Source organism: Pilimelia terevasa (assembly GCF_014647915.1).
GTDB classification, from domain to species: Bacteria; Actinomycetota; Actinomycetes; order Mycobacteriales; family Micromonosporaceae; genus Pilimelia; species Pilimelia terevasa.
Genome location: NZ_BMQC01000006.1, coordinates 15591 through 33173, shown reverse-complemented (window position 1 = coordinate 33173; position 17583 = coordinate 15591). Strand labels below are relative to the sequence as shown.

At 74.6% G+C, this 17583-nt stretch carries 15 protein-coding genes; 8 read left to right on the top strand and 7 right to left on the bottom strand.

Features of this window, described 5'->3' with window-relative positions:
* Nucleotides 1-61 precede the first annotated feature (61 nt).
* From IEY75_RS09940 to IEY75_RS09930, 3 genes are all read right to left on the bottom strand, one after another.
* The gene (locus IEY75_RS09940) at nucleotides 62-916 is read right to left on the bottom strand and encodes a glutamate ABC transporter substrate-binding protein (protein ID WP_189113982.1); all 855 of its coding nucleotides are present in this window, start codon (nucleotides 914-916) and stop codon (nucleotides 62-64) included.
* 65 nt (nucleotides 917-981) lie between these two features.
* Nucleotides 982-1731 carry an amino acid ABC transporter ATP-binding protein gene (locus IEY75_RS09935; protein WP_189113981.1) on the bottom strand — a complete coding sequence of 250 codons (750 nt, stop codon included), beginning with the start codon at nucleotides 1729-1731 and terminating at the stop codon, nucleotides 982-984.
* Between the two features lie 155 nt (nucleotides 1732-1886).
* A complete protein-coding gene (locus IEY75_RS09930; protein ID WP_189113980.1) occupies nucleotides 1887-2114 on the bottom strand; it encodes a DUF2277 family protein in 228 nt (75 codons plus the stop codon).
* Between the two features lie 48 nt (nucleotides 2115-2162).
* On the opposite strand from IEY75_RS09930, the gene miaB reads away from it, so the two are divergent.
* Nucleotides 2163-3755, top strand: a complete 1593-nt coding sequence (gene miaB, locus IEY75_RS09925) for a tRNA (N6-isopentenyl adenosine(37)-C2)-methylthiotransferase MiaB (protein ID WP_189113979.1) — start codon at nucleotides 2163-2165, stop codon at nucleotides 3753-3755.
* Nucleotides 3756-3789: 34 nt separating this feature from the next.
* Here the strand turns inward: miaB and IEY75_RS09920 are convergent, their stop codons facing one another.
* Nucleotides 3790-4998 carry a DUF349 domain-containing protein gene (locus IEY75_RS09920; RefSeq protein ID WP_189113978.1) on the bottom strand — a complete coding sequence of 403 codons (1209 nt, stop codon included), beginning with the start codon at nucleotides 4996-4998 and terminating at the stop codon, nucleotides 3790-3792.
* A 236-nt stretch (nucleotides 4999-5234) separates the two neighbouring features.
* On the opposite strand from IEY75_RS09920, the gene IEY75_RS09915 reads away from it, so the two are divergent.
* Genes IEY75_RS09915 through dapF form a run of 3 tightly spaced genes read left to right on the top strand, consistent with a single transcriptional unit; the run spans nucleotide 5235 to nucleotide 7814 of the window.
* A complete protein-coding gene (locus IEY75_RS09915) occupies nucleotides 5235-5960 on the top strand; it encodes a class III extradiol ring-cleavage dioxygenase family protein (protein WP_373290248.1) in 726 nt (241 codons plus the stop codon).
* Nucleotides 5957-6919 carry a tRNA (adenosine(37)-N6)-dimethylallyltransferase MiaA gene (miaA, locus tag IEY75_RS09910; protein ID WP_229789503.1) on the top strand — a complete coding sequence of 321 codons (963 nt, stop codon included), beginning with the start codon at nucleotides 5957-5959 and terminating at the stop codon, nucleotides 6917-6919. The genes IEY75_RS09915 and miaA overlap by 4 nt, the downstream gene beginning before the upstream one ends.
* 40 nt (nucleotides 6920-6959) lie before the next feature.
* Nucleotides 6960-7814, top strand: coding sequence for a diaminopimelate epimerase (gene dapF / locus IEY75_RS09905; protein ID WP_189114204.1), 855 nt, complete (start codon nucleotides 6960-6962; stop codon nucleotides 7812-7814).
* 23 nt (nucleotides 7815-7837) lie between these two features.
* On the opposite strand, the gene IEY75_RS09900 is transcribed toward dapF, so the two are convergent.
* Nucleotides 7838-9226 (bottom strand): NAD-dependent malic enzyme, encoded by a 1389-nt coding sequence (locus IEY75_RS09900; RefSeq protein ID WP_189113975.1) that lies wholly within the window; start codon nucleotides 9224-9226, stop codon nucleotides 7838-7840.
* A gap of 189 nt (nucleotides 9227-9415) precedes the next feature.
* Between IEY75_RS09900 and hflX the strand changes: the two genes are divergently transcribed.
* Entirely contained in the window at nucleotides 9416-10828 is a 1413-nt protein-coding gene (hflX, locus tag IEY75_RS09895; RefSeq protein ID WP_189113974.1) for a GTPase HflX, read from the top strand.
* Nucleotides 10829-10980: 152 nt separating this feature from the next.
* Nucleotides 10981-12483, top strand: coding sequence for an SMP-30/gluconolactonase/LRE family protein (locus IEY75_RS09890; RefSeq protein WP_189113973.1), 1503 nt, complete (start codon nucleotides 10981-10983; stop codon nucleotides 12481-12483).
* 22 nt (nucleotides 12484-12505) lie between these two features.
* Here the strand turns inward: IEY75_RS09890 and lexA are convergent, their stop codons facing one another.
* Nucleotides 12506-13267, bottom strand: a complete 762-nt coding sequence (gene lexA / locus IEY75_RS09885) for a transcriptional repressor LexA (RefSeq protein ID WP_373290247.1) — start codon at nucleotides 13265-13267, stop codon at nucleotides 12506-12508.
* 345 nt (nucleotides 13268-13612) lie between these two features.
* Here lexA and nrdR point away from each other — a divergent pair, with 345 nt between their 5' ends.
* Together nrdR and IEY75_RS09875 are read left to right on the top strand one after the other, a co-directional pair.
* Nucleotides 13613-14104 (top strand): transcriptional regulator NrdR, encoded by a 492-nt coding sequence (nrdR, locus tag IEY75_RS09880; RefSeq protein ID WP_189113971.1) that lies wholly within the window; start codon nucleotides 13613-13615, stop codon nucleotides 14102-14104.
* 45 nt (nucleotides 14105-14149) lie between these two features.
* Entirely contained in the window at nucleotides 14150-17014 is a 2865-nt protein-coding gene (locus tag IEY75_RS09875; RefSeq protein ID WP_189113970.1) for a vitamin B12-dependent ribonucleotide reductase, read from the top strand.
* A 31-nt stretch (nucleotides 17015-17045) separates the two neighbouring features.
* On the opposite strand, the gene IEY75_RS09870 is transcribed toward IEY75_RS09875, so the two are convergent.
* Nucleotides 17046-17414 carry an FKBP-type peptidyl-prolyl cis-trans isomerase gene (locus tag IEY75_RS09870; protein ID WP_189113969.1) on the bottom strand — a complete coding sequence of 123 codons (369 nt, stop codon included), beginning with the start codon at nucleotides 17412-17414 and terminating at the stop codon, nucleotides 17046-17048.
* Nucleotides 17415-17583 lie beyond the last annotated feature (169 nt).

The following is a 17583-nucleotide window of genomic DNA, read 5'->3' as shown; positions in this document are numbered from 1 at the left end:
TGCTCCTCGCGGGTCTTGCGGAGGTGGGCCGGCCGCGCCGGCCGGCCCACCGTCTGGTCGGTCAGCCGCAGTTGGTCAGCTTGCTCGTGTCCAGGGTCGGGGCGGCCTTGCCGCTCTTGCCGAGGCTGGTGTCCCAGGCGGCCTTGTAGCTGCCGTCGGTGGCGGCGGTCTTCAGAATCTCGTTGATCTTCTCGCAGCCGGCCTTGTCGTCCTTCTTCAGGCCGATGCCGTAGGGCTCGCTGCTGAAGGTCTTGCCGACGACCTTGAACTTGCCGGCGTACTGCTCCTGCGCCGCGTAGCCGGCGAGGATGATGTCGTCGGTGGTGACAGCCTCGACCGTCTTGCCGGTCAGCGCGTTGATGCACTTGGAGTAGCTGTCGAACTCGACCAACTGAATCTGCTTGTAGTCGGTCTTGATCCGCTTGGCGGGCGTGGAGTTCGTCGCCGAGCACACCCGCTTGCCGCTCAGTGCCTCCGGCCCGGTGACGGTCGACGCGGCGGCCACCAGCAGGTCCTGGCCGGCCACGTAGTAGGGCCCGGCGAAGTTGACCTTCTGCTTGCGCTCGTCGTTGATGGTGTACGTGGCGACGACGAGGTCGACCTGGCCCTGCTGGATGAACGGCTCCCGGTTGAGGCTGACGGTGGTCTTCCACTCGATGCCGCCGGGCTCGACGCCCAGGCCCTTGGCGATGATCTTCGCGATCTCGATGTCGAAGCCCTCGTACGTCGCGCCGGTCTGGAGGCCGAGGCCGGGCTGGTCGGCCTTGACGCCGATGACGAGCTTCTTGTCCTTGCTGGCCTTGTTCACGATGCCGGCGGCGGCAGCGCCCCCGTCGTTGCTCTCGCCGCACGCGGCGAGGCCGCCGAGAGTCAGCGTGGCCGCCGCGGCGAGCGCGACGATCCGGGTGATACGCATGGTTTCTCCTTCGTGGTGGTTGCCCGCTGTCGGCGCGGGTCACCGCTCCCCAGGGTGGTGATGCCTCAGTGCGTGAGAATCTTGGACAGGAAGTCTTTGGCGCGGTCGCTGCGCGGGTTGGCGAAGAACTCGCTCGGCGCGGCCTCCTCGACGAGCTGCCCGTCGGCCATGAACACGACCCGGTGCGCGGCGTGCCGGGCGAAGCCCATCTCATGGGTGACGACGACCATGGTCATGCCGTCGCGGGCGAGCGCGGTCATGACGTCGAGCACCTCGCCGACCATCTCCGGGTCCAGCGCGCTGGTCGGCTCGTCGAACAGCATGGCCTTGGGGTTCATCGCCAGCGCGCGGGCGATGGCGGCGCGCTGCTGCTGGCCGCCGGAGAGCTGCGCGGGGTACTTGTCGGCCTGGTTGGCGATGCCCACCCGCTCCAGCAGCTCCAGCGCGTGCGTGCGGGCCTTGTCCGGCGACTCCCGGCGGACCCGCAGCGGGCCCAGGGTCACGTTGTCCAGGATGGTCCTGTGCGCGAAGAGGTTGAACGACTGGAAGACCATGCCGACCTCGCTGCGCAGCCGGGCCAGGGCCTTGCCCTCGGCCGGCAGCGGCACGCCGTCGAACCGGATCTCGCCGCCGTTGATCGTCTCCAGCCGGTTGATCGCCCGGCAGAGCGTCGACTTGCCGGAGCCCGACGGGCCGATGACGACGATGACCTCGCCGCGGGCGATGGAGAGGTGGACGTCGCGGAGGACGTGCAGCTCGCCGAACCACTTGTTCACGCCGTCGAGAACGATCAACGGCGCCGTGTCCGTAGCCATGCCCTGCCTCCCTGGTCGCCCGGCCCGTGCGGTCCGTGCGGTACTTGGAGGTCACTTTAGGCGGGGCTGGCCACGGAAGCGCCGCCTGGCGGGTCACGGGCCGGTAACGCCCAGCCTGTCCCCAGTGGTGACCCTCCGTGGCGGCGGAAACCCGGCTACGCGGCGGGGTCGGCGGTCCGCCCCCGGACGACCAGGGAGTCCAGTAGCTGGTGCGTCGCCGCGGTCACGGCCGCGACCGCGGCGTCGAACGCCGCCTGGTTGTGCGGCGCGGGCGCCCGGAAACCGGAGATCTTCCGCACGTACTGGAGGGCCGCGGCCCGCATGTCCGCTTCGGTGACGGCGGGCGTGAACGGCTCCCGCAGCGTCTTGATCGATCGGCACATGGGCGCCTCCCTGTTCGTGATCCCGCCCGGATATCGTGGTCTGCTGTCATGACTACCCTGCCTGCTTCCCCCAGCGCCAGCCTTTCCGCCGCCGCCGCCGCTGCCGACGACGCCGCCGACGCGATCACCGACGCCGGTGCCGCCGGCCACGCCGCCGACGCCGCGCCGCGCACCTACGAGGTCCGCACCTACGGCTGCCAGATGAACATGCACGACACCGAGCGCATCGCCGGGCTGCTGGAGGGCGCCGGGTACGCGCGCGCCGCCGGTGCCGACCCCGACGTGGTGGTGTTCAACACGTGCGCGGTGCGGGAGAACGCCGACAACCGGCTGTACGGCAATCTCGGGCACCTGCGCCCGGCCAAGACCCGGCGCCCGGACATGCAGATCGCCGTCGGCGGCTGCCTGGCGCAGAAGGACCGCGGCGACATCGTCCGCCGGGCGCCGTGGGTGGACGTGGTGTTCGGCACCCACAACATCGGCTCCCTGCCGGCGCTGCTGGAGCGCGCGCGGCACAACGCCGAGGCCGAGGTGGAGATCCTGGAGGCGCTGGAGACGTTCCCCTCCGCGCTGCCCACCCGCCGCGAGTCGACGTACGCCGGCTGGGTCTCGGTCTCGGTCGGCTGCAACAACACCTGCACCTTCTGCATCGTGCCCAGCCTGCGCGGCAAGGAGCGCGACCGGCGGCCGGGCGACGTGCTGGCCGAGGTGCGCGCGCTGGTCGCCGAGGGGGTGCTGGAGGTCACCCTGCTGGGCCAGAACGTCAACTCGTACGGGGCGGAGTTCGGCGACCGGTACGCGTTCGGCAAGCTCCTGCGGGCCTGCGGCGGCGTCGAGGGACTGGAGCGGGTGCGGTTCACCAGCCCGCACCCCAGGGACTTCACCGACGACGTCATCGCGGCGATGGCCGAGACGCCCAACGTGTGCCACCAGCTCCACATGCCGCTGCAGTCGGGCTCGGACGCGGTCCTGAAGGCGATGCGCCGCAGCTACCGCAGCGACCGGTACCTGGGCATCATCGACAAGGTCCGGGCGGCGATGCCGGACGCCGCGATCACCACCGACATCATCGTCGGGTTCCCGGGCGAGACCGACGCCGACTTCGAGGCGACGCTCGACGTGGTGCGCGCGGCCCGGTTCAGCACGGCCTTCACCTTCCAGTACTCCCCGCGCCCCGGGACGCCCGCGGCCACGATGCCCCACCAGGTGCCACCGGACGTCGTCGGCGAGCGGTACCGGCGCCTCGTGGACACGCTGGAGGAGATCACCTGGGCGGAGAACCGCCAGCTCGTCGGCCGGACCGTGGAGGTCCTGGTCGCGGTGGGCGAGGGCCGCAAGGACGGGGCGACCGGCCGGCTGTCGGGCCGGGCGCGCGACGGCCGGCTCGTGCACTTCCAGGCCGGAGCGCTGGCCGGGGCGGTCCGGCCGGGGGACATCGTGGACACGACGGTGACGTACGCGGCGCCGCACCACCTCAACTGCGACGGCGAGCCGGTGGCCCACCGGCGCACCCGGGCCGGCGACGCCTACGCCGCGGGCCGCGCCCCGAAGCTGCCCGGTGTCGCGCTGGGGATGCCGACGATCGGCCGCCCCCCGACACCCCCACCCGCCGCCGGGTGCTCGGCCCCGTCCGCCGGCTGAGCCGGCGGACGGGGCCGGTGGCCCAGGTCCGCGGTCAGTCGGCCTTCTCGGCGAGGGCGAGGAACTGGCGCTTGCCCGCCAGGGCCTTCTCGGCCTCCTTGACGCGCCTGGCGTCGCCGGCCGCGCGCGCCCGCTCCAGCCGCTGCTCGGCCTCCGTGACCTGTTCGCGCATCTGGCGCAGCAGCGGGTTGTCCGACGGGTCGACCCGGCGCCACGCGGAGTCCATCGCCTGCCGGATCCGCTCGTCGACCGCGCGCAGCCGGCGGTCCAGGCCCGTCATCGCCTCCCGCGGCACCCGGCCGACCTCGTGCCACTGGCCCTGGATCTCCCGGAGCTGCTTCTGGGCCAGCGCCGGGTCGGCGTCCACGTCCAGCGCCTCGGCGCGGGTCAGCAGCTCCTGCTTCGCCGTCAGGTTGGCCTTCTGCTCGCTGTCGCGGGCCGAGAACACCTCGCTGCGGCGGCTGAAGAACGCGTCCTGGGCCGCCCGGAACCGCTCCCAGAGCTTCTGCTCGGCCTCCTTCGACGCCCGCGGCGCGGCCTTCCACTCCGTCATCAGCTCCTTGAGCCGCGCGGCGGTGGGACCCCAGTCCTCGCTCGCGGACAGCGTCTCGGCCTCGGCGACGAGGACGTCCTTGGCGCCCTGGGCCTCCTTGCGCTGGGAGTCGAGGCTGGCGAAGTGGGCGCCGCGGCGCCGGGTGAAGCCGTCGCGCGCGGCGGCGAACCGCTTCCACAGCTCGCCGTCGGTGCGCTTGTCGATGCCGCGGATGGACTTCCACTCGTCCAGAATGGTCTTGAGCCGGTCACCGGCGGCCTTCCACCCCGTGGACTCGGCGGCCAGCTTCTCGGCCTCCTCGACCAGGGCGGTCTTGCGGGCCACGGCCTCGGCGCGGGCCGCCTCCCGGGCGGCCTTCGCCTCGCCGGCCTTGGTCTCGGCGTCGGCGGCCAGCTTGTCCAGGCGCGCGGCGAGGCCGTCGATGTCGCCGACGACAGCGGCGTCGGCGAGGGAGGCGCGTAGCCGCTTCACGGTGGCCAGGGACTGCTGGGCGTCGGCCGCCCCGGCGCCCAGCCGGGCGGCGACGAGGTCCACCTCGGTGACGAGGTCGGCGAACCGGCGCGCGTAGTGGGCGAGGCCCTCCTCGGGGGTACCGGCCTGCCAGGAACCGACAGCGCGTTCGCCGTCGCCGGCCTTGACGTAGACGGTGCCGTCAGCGTCGATGCGGCCGAAGCTCGTCCAGTCGTTCATCTGCCTGTCCTCGTCTCTCCGGCGGGTCGCGGCCGGGTGGACATCCGCGAAGGTGGCCCACGGTGCGCGGCGCGACGGCCGCCGCCAATGCACGGCTGTCGTACGCATTGTCACAGGTCCCCCCGGGGCTTCCGAAAGCCCCCACCGGCTACCGTGACCAATAAGTGTCTTGCCCCGAAACGGGGCGTTCCCACCTGACGTGCCCTGGTGCACACCAGGTCGATACGGTGGTGGGCATGCCTGTCGTCTCGGTCGCGGTGTGCCCGCACCCGCCGCTGCTCGTCCCCGGGGTGGCCGGGGCGGCGGCGGGGGAGCTGACCGCGCTGCGCGACGCCTGCGCGGAGGCCGTCGGCGTGCTGCGCGGCTGCGACCGCGTCGTCCTCGTCGGCGGCGCCCCCCGGACGGGCTGGTGGCCCGCCGCGGCCCGGCCCACCCTGGCGCCGTACGGGTGGGAGTCGCCGCTGCCGTCCGCGCGGGTCCTCGCGCCGCCGGCGCCGGTCGACGACGACACGCTGCCGCTGGTCGACGACGGCACGCTGCCGCTGAGCCTGACCGTCGGCGCCTGGCTGCTGGGCCGGTCCGACCCGGCCGCCCGGTGCCACGCCGCGGGAGTCGCGCCCGGCGGCGGCGCGGGCGCCGGCCGCGCGATCGGCGCGCTCGCGGGCGCCGTGGGGCTGCTGGTGCTCGGCGACGGATCGGCGTGCCGGGGGGAGAAGGCGCCCGGGTACGCCGACCCGCGGGCCGAGGCGTACGACGCCCACCTGGCCGCGCTGCTGGGCGGTGCCGACACCGCCGGCATCGCCGCCCTGGACCCGGAACTGGCGGCGGCGCTCCTGGTCGCCGGGCACGCGCCGTGGCAGGCACTCGCCGCGGCGGCACCCGGGCCGTGGCAGGGCACCCTGCACCACCACGCGGCCCCGTACGGCGTCGCGTACCTCGTCGCGTCCTGGCGGCCCGCGTGAACCCGGCACCCCGCCCCGGCCCTCCGCCGGGGACCGTCGTGGCCGTCGTCGGCCCGACCGCCGCGGGCAAGACCGCCCTCAGCCTCGACCTGGCCGAGGCGCTGGACGCCGAGGTGGTCAACGCCGACTCGATGCAGCTCTACCGCGGGATGGACATCGGGACCGCGAAGGTGCCGGTCGGGGCCCGCCGCGGCGTGCCGCACCACGTGCTCGACGTCTGGGACGTGGCGGCGCCGGCCAGCGTGGCCGAGTACCAGCGACTGGCCCGCGCCGCGATCGACGACATCCACGCCCGCGGGCGGACGGCCCTGCTGGTCGGCGGGTCCGGGCTGTACGTGCGGGCGGCGCTGGAGGAGTTCGCGTTCCCGGGGACCGACCCGGCGGCCCGCGCGGACCTGGAGGCCGAGCTGGCCGAGGTGGGGCCGGCCGTCCTGCACGCCCGGCTCGCCGCCCTGGACCCCGCCGCCGCGCTGGCCATCCTGCCGGGCAACGGCCGCCGGATCGTCCGCGCGCTGGAGGTGATCGGGCTGACGGGGCAGCCGTTCACCGCGGCGCTGCCCACCCGGCGGCCCCACTACCCGCACGTCAGCCTCGGCGTGGACCGGGCGGTCGAGGAGCTGGACGACCGGATCGCGGTCCGGGTGACCCGGATGTGGGCGGACGGCCTGCTGGAGGAGGTGGCCGCGCTGGCCGACCGGGGCCTGCGCGAGGGCCGGACGGCCGGCCGGGCGCTGGGGTACCAGCAGGCGCTCGCGCAGCTCGACGGTGCCTGCGACGCCGCGGCGGCCCGGGCGGGGACGGTCCAGGCGACGCGCCGGTTCGTCCGCCGGCAGCGCACCTGGTTCCGTCGGGACCCCGCGGTCGTCTGGCTCGACGGGGCGCGCGCCGACCTGGGCGAAGCGGCCGTGGCGGCCGTCGCGGCGGCATCCCGGGCGGCGCCCGGCGGCGGTGCGTCATGATTGCCCGATGACGCGCGCGCACGCTCCCGCGGTTCCGCCGGTGCCCTTCGCCAAGGGCCACGGGACCGGCAACGACTTCGTCATCCTGCCCGACCCCGACGGCGCGCTGCCCCTGACGCCCGCCGCCGTCGCCGCGCTGTGCGACCGGCGGTTCGGCATCGGCGGGGACGGGCTGCTGCGCGTGGTCCGCAGCGCGGCGCACCCGGACGCCGCCGGGCACGCCGCGGCGGCACCGTGGTTCATGGACTACTGGAACGCCGACGGCTCGCACGGCGAGACCTGCGGCAACGGGGTACGCACCTTCGTCCGCTACCTGCTGGACTCCGGCCTGGCCGGCTGGCCGGCCGACGGCCCGCTCCCGGTCGCCACCCGCGCGGGTGTCGTGGCCGTCCGCGCCGACGGCCCGGACATCGCCGTGGACATGGGCCGCCCGCGCCACCTCGGCCCGGCCGTCGCCACGGTCCCGGGCCACACGCTGGCCGGTACCGTCGTCGATGTCGGCAACCCGCACCTGGTCTGCCCGCTGCCGCCCGAGGTGCCGCTGGCGGACCTCGACCTGCGGCCGCTGCCCGGCTACGACCCGGCGGTGTTCCCGCGCGGGGCCAACGTCGAGTTCCTGGCACCCGCCGCCCCCGTCCCCGGCGCCGACGTGGCGGTGCGGATGCGGGTGTACGAGCGCGGTGTCGGCGAGACCCTGTCCTGCGGCTCCGGCGCCTGCGCGGTCGCGTCGGTGGCCCTGGCCGGCGCCGGCCGGACCGACGGCGTCGTCGCGGTCGACCTGCCGGGCGGCCGGCTGACGATGACGCTGGCGGACGGGAGCTGCTGGATGTCGGGCCCCGCCGTCATCGTCGCCACCGGCACCGTCCCCCTGCCGGCCGCGCCCCTGCCCGCCTGACGACTCCCGCCCGGCGGCGCCGCTCAGGTGCGGGCGGCGGCGCGGACGGCCTTGGCGACCGCGGGGGCGACGCGCGCGTCGAACACGCTCGGCACGATGACCGACGGGTTGAGCTTGCCCGGGTCCACCACGTCGGCGATGGCCTTGGCCGCCGCCAGCGCCATGTCGTCGGTGAACTCCTCGGCGCTGGCGTCGAGCATTCCGCGGAACACCCCGGGGAAGGCCAGCACGTTGTTGATCTGGTTCGGCTGGTCGGAGCGGCCGGTGGCCACGACGGCGGCGTGCTGCCGGGCCTCCCGTGGGTCGACCTCCGGGTCCGGGTTGGCCAGGGCGAACACGATCGAGTCCTTGGCCATGGCGGCGACGTGGTCGCCGGTGAGCAGGTTGGGCGCGCTCACCCCGATGAACACGTCCGCGCCGACGAGGGCGCCGGGCAGGTCGCCTGCGTACCCGTCCCGGTTGGTGTTGTCGGCGAGCCACTGCCAGGACGGCGACAGGCCCTCCATCTTGCGGTGCAGCGCGCCCGGGCGGTCGTAGGCGACGATGTCGCCGACGCCCTGGCGCAGCAGCAGCTTCATGATCGCCGTACCGGCGGCGCCCGCCCCGGACACCACCACCCGGACGTCGGGCAGCTCCTTGCCCACGACCCGCAGGGCGTTGCGCAGCGCCGCGAGGACGCAGATCGCCGTGCCGTGCTGGTCGTCGTGGAACACCGGGATGTCGAGCAGGTCGCGCAGCCGCTCCTCGATCTCGAAGCAGCGCGGCGCGGCGATGTCCTCCAGGTTGATCCCGCCGTACGCCGGGGCGATCGCCCGGACGATCTCCACGATCTGGTCGCTGTCCTGGGTGTCGAGCACCACCGGCCAGGCGTCCACGCCGCCGAACCGCTTGAACAGCGCCGCCTTGCCCTCCATCACCGGCAGGGCGGCGGCCGGCCCGATGTTGCCGAGCCCGAGCACCGCCGAGCCGTCGGTCACCACGGCGACGGTGTTCCGCTTGATCGTCAGCCGGCGGGCGTCCGCCGGGTTCTCCGCGATCGCCAGGCAGACCCGCGCCACGCCCGGGGTGTACGCCCGGGACAGCTCGTCGCGGTTGCGCAGCGGGATTTTGGACTGCACCTCGATCTTGCCGCCGAGGTGCAGCAGGAACGTCCGGTCGGACACCTTGCGGACCTCGACGTCGTCCAGCGCGGTGATCGCCGCGACCACCTGGTCGGCGTGCGTGGAGTCGGCGGTGTCGCAGGTGATGTCGACGACCACCCGGACGTGGTCGGAGTCCACCACGTCGAGCGCGGTCACGACGCCCCCGGCCTCCCCGGCCTGCGTGGTGAGGCGGCCGATCGCGGAGCTGTCGGAGGGCACGCTGACCCGGATGGTGATCGAGAACCCGGCACTGGGCAGACGGCTGGTCATAGCCCTCATTTGTACCCGCCCACCACCGGCGGACCGGGCACCGGGCCGCCACCGGCGCCCCCACCGGGTGGACCCGATCGACCACCGGCGATGGACCCCCGATAAACGAGGTGTCGGCGCGCCCACCGGCGTGCCACCATTGAGCAGCGGCGGAGCCCCGTCGCGGCGGACTACCCCAGGAGTGCATTCTTGCGCAGCCACACTGACGTCGCACCGGAGTTCGACCAGCACCCCGAGCTGACCGGCGGCGACCTCGAACTGGCCGAGCGGCACGCCCTGCGCCGGGTGGCCGGTCTGTCCACCGAACTCACCGACGTCACCGAAGTCGAGTACCGGCAGCTCCGGCTGGAGCGGGTGGTCCTCGTGGGCGTCTGGACCGAAGGCGGCGCCACCGACGCCGACAACTCGCTCGCCGAGCTGGCGCAGCTCGCCGAGACCGCCGGGTCCCAGGTCCTCGACGGCGTGATCCAGCGGCGCAGCCGGCCGGACCCGGCGACCTTCGTCGGCCGCGGCAAGGTCGAGGAGCTGCGCGGGATCGTCTCCTCCGTCGGCGCCGACACCGTCATCTGCGACGGCGAACTGTCGCCCTCGCAGCTGCGCAACCTGGAGCAGCAGATCAAGATCAAGGTGATCGACCGGACCGCGCTGATCCTCGACATCTTCGCCCAGCACGCCAAGAGCCGCGAGGGCAAGGCGCAGGTCGAGCTGGCCCAGCTTGAGTACCTCCTGCCACGCCTGCGCGGCTGGGGCGAGGCGCTGTCGCGGCAGAGCGGCGGGGCGGGCGGCGGTTCCGGGGGCGGCGTCGGCCTGCGCGGCCCCGGCGAGACCAAGCTGGAGACCGACCGGCGGCGGATCAACTCGCGGATCGCCCGGCTGCGCCGGGAGATCAAGCACATGAAGACCGCGCGGGACACGAAGCGGGCCAACCGCGCCCGCGGCGCCGTGCCGCACGTGGCGATCGCCGGCTACACCAACGCCGGCAAGTCCAGCCTGCTCAACCGGCTGACCGGCGCCGGGGTCCTGGTGGAGAACGCGCTGTTCGCCACGCTGGACCCGACCACCCGGCGGGCGCAGACCCCCGACGGCCGGCAGTACGTGCTCTCGGACACGGTCGGCTTCGTCCGGCACCTGCCGCACCAGATCGTCGAGGCGTTCCGCTCGACGCTGGAGGAGGTCGCCGCCGCGGACCTGGTGGTCCACGTGGTCGACGGCGCCCACCCGGATCCGCAGGAGCAGGTCCGCGCGGTGCGCGAGGTGCTGGCGGAGGTCGGCGCCGACGCGCTGCCCGAGCTGCTGGTGGTCAACAAGTCCGACGCCGCCGACGCCGAGACGGTGCTGCGACTCAAGGGGCTGTGGCCGGACGCGGTGTTCGCCTCGGCCCGCAGCGGGACCGGGATCGCGGAGGTCCGGTCGGCCGTGGAGGCCCGGCTGCCGCGGCCGCCGGTGGAGCTGGAGCTGACGGTGCCGTACGAGTCGGGCGGGCTGGTCCACCAGATCCGCACGCACGGCGAGGTGCTGGAGAGCCGGCACACCGAGGACGGCACCTGGCTGCGGGTCCGGGTCGACGAGGCGCTAGCCGCCACGCTGCGCGCCGGGACCTGACCGGACACGCGGCACGCCGGCACCGGACCGGCCGACCACCCGCCGGGCCGCGGCGCCGCCCCCCGGCGGTCGCCCGGCCCGCCCGCGCGGCCGGCCCACGACAGGCCGCGCGGCCGTCCGGCCGGCCGGACCCGGCGTGCGACACTAGTCACATGTGGTTGTGGAGCCTCCGGGCGCACGCGGCCGCACCCTTCGGGGTGCCGGCCGCCGCGTCGGTACGGGCCGGTGCCCTGGGCGCCGCCGTGCTCGTCGTCCTCGCGTCGGCGCTCGGCGCGGCCCCGGCCGCGGCGGCCGTCGGCACCCGGGTGTGCACTGCCGGCGACGACCGCCTCGTCGAGTTGTCCGGTCTGGTCGCCGCCGGCAAAGGCTACGTGGTGGTCAACGACAGCAGCGACCAGGAGGCGCGCAAGCGCGTCTTCTATCTGGACGCCAGGTGCAAGGTGACGAAGGCGCTCGCGTTCCCGAGCAGCCCGCGCGACCCGGAGGACCTGGCGCTGAGCCCCGACGGCCGGACGCTGTGGGTGGCCGACACCGGCGACGTCGACGGGCGGCGGGACACGATCGCCCTCTGGCGGATGCCCGTCGACGGCGCCCGGGCGCCCGAGCTGTTCCGGTTGACCTACCCCGACGGCCCCAAGGACGCCGAGGCGCTGCTCGTCGGCCGCGACGGCGTGCCGGTGGTGGTCACCAAGGGCGCGAAGGCGCTGGTGTACGTGCCGGCGGCGCCACTGCGCAAGGGTGGGCAGGGCACCCTCCAGCGCGTCGGCGAGGTGACGATCCCGCGGACCACCACGAGTACGCCGCTGGGCGCGCTCGGCCGGCTGTACGTGACCGGCGGGGCGACCGCCCCCGGCGCCACCAGGGTGGCGCTGCGCACGTACGCCGACGCCTTCGAGTGGGACGCCCCCGACGGCGACCTGGTGAAGGCGATCACCTCCGGGCGGCCCCGGGCGACCGCGCTGCCGGACGAGCCGTGGGGCGAGTCGCTGGCGTACACGGCGGACGGCACCCGGTTCCTCACGGTGTCCGAGACGGCCCAGAACCCGGACCTCAAGCCGACGATCCTCAGCTACGAGCGGGCGACGGTGGCGGCCGCGGCCCCGGCGGCGGCCGCCGACACCGGGAGGAAGTCGTCCTTCCTCGACACCCTCAGCCTGGCCGACATCACGAAGCTGGTCGCGGGGGTCGGCGTCCTCGGCCTGCTGCTGGTCGTGGCCGGAATCATCGGCATCACCCGGTTCCGTCGTGCCCGCGCCGCCGAGGCCGGGGACGACGAGGGCGCCCGCCCCGCGCAGGAGACGCCCGGACAGCCGGTGCCGGTCGCCGCGCCGGTGCCCGCCGCGGCGGGCAAGGCCAGCGTGCCGGTCGCCGCGGCGGCGCCGACGGGCCGCGCCGCGGCCGCGGTGGCCGCGGGCCGCGACGGGGCCGCGGAGGGCGCGCCGGGCCGTGGTGACGGCCGCGCGCCGGCAGCGCCGGCGCGGGACCGCCAGGCGCGGGAGCCCGGGCCGGCGCGCCCGCAGAGCCGCCCGCCGAGCCCGGTGGCCGCGCCCGTCGGCTACCCCGGGCCGATCCCGCAGCCGCCGCCGGGCACCACGTCCGGCGCGATCTACGGCGGGCGGCGCACCCCGCAGCCCGACGACCAGAGCCGCCGCTGACCGCAGCGGGGCGCCGCCGCCCTCAGACCCGGCGCAGGACGGCCACGACCCGGCCGAGGATCGACGCGTGGTCGGCGGCGATCGGGTCGTAGGCCGGGTTGGCCGGCAGCAGCCAGGGCCGGCCGTCGCGCTGCCGGTACGTTTTGACGGTCGCCTCGTTGTCGATCATCGCGGCGACGATCTGGCCCGGGTCGGCGGTCTGCTGCCGCCGGACCACCACCCAGTCGCCGTCGCAGATCGCCGCCTCCACCATGGAGTCGCCGCGGACCTGGAGCACGAAGTGCTCCCCTTCGCCGACGAACTCCCGCGGCAGCGGGAACACCTCCTCCACGGACTGCTCGGCCAGGATCGGGGCGCCGGCCGCGATCTGCCCGAGCAGCGGGACGTAGGCGGGCGTGGGTCGGCCGCCGACGGCGTCCCCGGCGGCCGGGGCGCGGACGTCCACGGCGCGCGGCCGGTGCGGGTCGCGCCGGAGCAGGCCCTTGCGCTCCAACTCCTTCAGTTGGTAGGCCACGCTCGAAGGGGACACCAGGCCGACGGCCTCGCCGATCTCGCGGACGCTCGGCGGGTACCCGTGGGCCGCCACCCAGTCGCGGATGACGGTTAGGATGCGGCGCTGCCGGTCGGTCAGCCCCGCGGCGTCGGCGGCCGGGTCGGGCGGTACCGCGCGCAGCGCCCGCGCGGTGCGCGGGCGGCCCCGGGTGGGGGCGGCGCCGGCCGGCGCCGACTCGACCGGTCCGACCTCGACCGGTCCGACGCGCCCCGTCCGTCCCGTGCTCCCCACTGCACCCTCATCCCGTGTCGTGACGCGTGTCCGTTGCTCCGCCGGGTCGGATGGTTCCGGGTGCCGGCCGGCGGCCCGCGCGGCACGCGGGTACGAACGGCCCAGCAACGGGTATTGACCATCGGATCCGACAAACCTGTCGGTCCGACCGTAGTGGCCCGGCCCGCGTTTTTCAAACATCTGTACGACCGGCCGCCTCCGGCCGCCGGGTGCCACCCGGCCCTCGTCGGTGGCGCCCGCTTGCGGCGACGTAGGCTGTGCGAATAACGTCGTACCCCACATGTAGTAGTTACAGCGGTGTAGCTTGCCAACAAGTTGGGGTTTCACGGTCAGAGAGGGTTCACGGTGCGCTGTCCGTACTGCCGGTTCGCCGACTCCCGGGTGGTCGACTCCCGCGAGGCGGACGACGGCCAGCTCATCCGCCGCCGCCGCTCCTGCCCGGAGTGCGGCAAGCGGTTCACCACGGTCGAGGAGGCCGTGCTCGCGGTGGTGAAGCGCAGCGGCGTCACCGAGCCGTTCAGCCGCCCCAAGATCATCGGTGGGGTGCGCAAGGCGTGCCAGGGCCGGCCCGTCGACGCCGACGCCCTGGCCCTGCTCGCCCAGAAGGTCGAGGAGACCGTCCGCGCCCGGGGCGCCGCCGAGATTCCGAGCCACGAGGTCGGCCTGGCGATCCTCGGGCCGCTGCGCGAGCTGGACGAGGTCGCCTATCTGCGCTTCGCCAGCGTGTACCGCTCCTTCGAGTCGCTGACCGACTTCGAGGCCGAGATCTCCGCCCTCCGCGAGGACGCCGCCGCCCGGGCCAGGCCCGGGGCGTCCGAGGCGGCGGCCACCACCTGAGCGGCCGGCGCGACCGCGCCCGCCGCGTCCGAGGAGGACGACGTCGTGAGCACCCGCAGCAAGGCGACCGACGACACCGCGGCCCCGACCCGGGGCCTGCGCGTCGACCGGGTGTGGACCACCGCGGGCGTGCACCCCTACGACGAGGTGGAGTGGGAGCGCCGCGACGTCGTGGTGACCAACTGGCGCGACGGCACCGTCAACTTCGCGCAGTCCGGCGTCGAGTTCCCCGCCGACTGGTCGGTCAACGCCGGCAACATCGTCACCACCAAGTACTTCCGCGGAGCCGTCGGCACCCCGCGGCGCGAGTCGTCGCTGCGCCAGCTCATCGACCGGGTCGTCGGCGCGTACCGGGCGACGGGGGAGCGGGAGGGCTACTTCGCCGGCCCGCAGGACGCCGAGATCTTCGCCCACGAGCTGACCTGGATGCTGCTGCACCAGGTGTTCAGCTTCAACTCGCCGGTCTGGTTCAACGTCGGCACCGCGTCGCCGCAGTTCGTCTCGGCCTGCTTCATCCTCAGCGTCGACGACTCGATGGACTCGATCCTGGACTGGTACCGCGAGGAGGGCCTGATCTTCAAGGGCGGCTCGGGCGCCGGCGTCAACCTCTCCCGGATCCGGTCCTCGAAGGAGCTGCTGTCCTCCGGCGGCACCGCCTCCGGCCCGATCAGCTTCATGCGCGGCGCCGACGCCTCGGCCGGCACGATCAAGTCGGGCGGGGCGACCCGCCGGGCGGCGAAGATGGTCGTCCTGGACGTGGACCACCCCGACATCGCGGAGTTCGTCGCGCTGAAGGCCCGCGAGGAGCACAAGATCCGGGCGCTGCGCGACGCCGGCTTCGACATGGACCTCGGCGGGGCGGACATCGCCAGCGTGCAGTACCAGAACGCCAACAACTCGGTGCGGGTCTCGGACGAGTTCATGCGGGCCGTCGAGGACGGCGGCACGTTCGACCTGCGCGGGCGGCTCAACGGCGAGGTGCTGGAGACCGTCGACGCGCGGGCCCTGTTCGACCAGATCGCCCGGGCCGCGTGGGAGTGCGCCGACCCCGGGCTCCAGTACGACGACACGATCAACGCCTGGCACACCAACCCGGAGTCGGGCCGGATCACGGCGTCGAACCCCTGCTCGGAGTACCTGAGCCTGGACAACTCCTCCTGCAACCTCGCCTCGCTCAACCTGATGCGCTTCCTGGACGACGACGGCGCGTTCGCGGTCGACCGGTTCGTCGACTCGGTGGCCCTGGTGACCACGGCCATGGACATCTCCATCTGCTTCGCGGACTTCCCGACGGAGACCATCGCCGAGGTCACCCGCGCGTACCGCCAGCTCGGCGTCGGCTACACCAACCTCGGCGCGCTGCTGATGGCCAGCGGCCTGCCGTACGACTCGGCGGCCGGGCGCTCGCTGGCGGCGGCCGTCACGTCGCTGATGACGGCCGTCGCGTACCGCCGCTCGGCCGAGCTGGCCGGCGTGGTCGGCCCGTACGAGGGGTACGCGCGCAACGCGGATGCCCACCAGCGGGTCCTGCGCCGGCACGCCGGGGCCAGCGACGCGGTCGAGGCGGCCGGCCCGGTCGCGGCGGCGATCCTGCGCGCGGCGGCCACGCAGTGGCGCGAGGGCAACGCGCGGGGCGCCGTGAGCGGCTGGCGCAACGCCCAGGCGAGCCTGCTGGCCCCCACCGGAACGATCAGCTTCATGCTCGACTGCGACACCACCGGCATCGAACCGGACCTGGCGCTGGTCAAGCACAAGAAGCTCGTCGGCGGCGGGTCGATGCAGATCGTCAACCGGACGGTGCCCCGGGCGCTGCGGACCCTCGGCTACTCCGCGGCCCAGGTCGAGGCCGTCGTGGCGCACGTCGCCGCGCACGGCGACGTGGTGGACGCCCCGGGCCTGCAGCCCGCGCACCAGGCGGTGTTCGACTGCGCGATGGGCGCGCGGGCGATCGCGCCGATGGGCCACGTGCGGATGATGGCCGCCGTCCAGCCCCTGCTCAGCGGCGCGATCAGCAAGACCGTCAACATGCCCGAGTCGGCCACGGTGGCCGACGTCCGGGAGATCTACTTCGAGGGCTGGCGGAGCGGCCTGAAGGCGCTGGCGATCTACCGGGACAACTGCAAGGTGGGCCAGCCGCTGTCCGCGGGCGGCCGGGCGGCCGCCGCGGCGACGGCGCCGAACGCCGCGGCCGCGCCGGGCACCGCCGAGCCCGCGCACCGGCCCGTCCGCCGGCGGCTGCCCAAGCGCCGGCCCTCGCAGACCACCTCGTTCGCCGTCGGTGGCGCCGAGGGCTACCTGACGGCGTCGTCGTACCCCGACGACGGGCTCGGCGAGCTGTTCCTCAAGATGTCCAAGCAGGGCTCGACGCTGGCCGGCGTCATGGACGCCTTCTCGGTGGCCATCTCCATCGGGCTGCAGTACGGCGTGCCGCTGGAGACCTTCGTCGCCAAGTTCACCAACATGCGCTTCGAGCCGGCCGGACTCACCGACGACCCGGACGTCCGGATGGCCGCCTCGGTCGTCGACTACATCTTCCGCCGGCTGGCGCTGGACCACCTGCCGTACGACACGCGCGCCGACCTGGGCATCCTCAGCGCGGCCGAGCGCACGGCCCAGGCGCGCGCCGAGGCCGGCGAGGACCTGGACCTGCCGGGCATGGCCGCCTCCGCGCCCGTCGCGTCCGCGCCGCCCGGGCCGGTCGGCACGACCGCGCCCGACACCGCCGCTGCGCCCGACACCGCCGCGCCGACCGCGGACGGCCGGACGGGCCACCCGGCCGCACCGGCCCCGCGTCCCGCGCCGGACCGGGCGGCGGACGCACCGCTGTGCTTCACGTGCGGCATCCCGATGCGCCCGGCCGGCTCCTGCTACGTGTGCGAGGGCTGCGGCGCCACCTCCGGCTGCTCCTGACGGCGGGGCGCCGCTGCCCCGACGGGCAGACTCAGCGGACGTCCAGCAGGTCGACCACGAAGATCAGCGTCTCATCCGGTTTGATGGCGCCAGCCGCGCCGCGGCTGCCGTACCCCAGGTGCGGCGGGATCTCCAGCCGGCGGCGGCCGCCGACCCGCATCCCGGTGACACCGGTGTCCCAGCCCGCGATGACCTGGCCGGCGCCGACAGGGAAGCTGAACGGCTCGTGCCGGTCCCAGCTCGCGTCGAACTGCTCGCCCGTGCTGTGCGCGACGCCGACGTAGTGCACGGTGGCCGTCTGGCCGGCGGTGACCTCGGCGCCGTCGCCGACGGTCAGGTCGGTCACGACGAGGTCGGCGGGGGCGTCTCCGGTGATCGGCGCGACGGTGGGCTTGCTCATCTGTCCTCCACGGGCAGTCGGCCGGCGCGGCCCGGGTACCGGGCGCCGCACGCCGGGGGTCGACACTGGCGCGACCCGCGGGCGACCCTACCGCTGCGCGAGTCGGACTGCGCAGTACCGCGCCCTTATTGACCGGATCCGCCAGCACGAACGCCGCAGACGCGCAAGG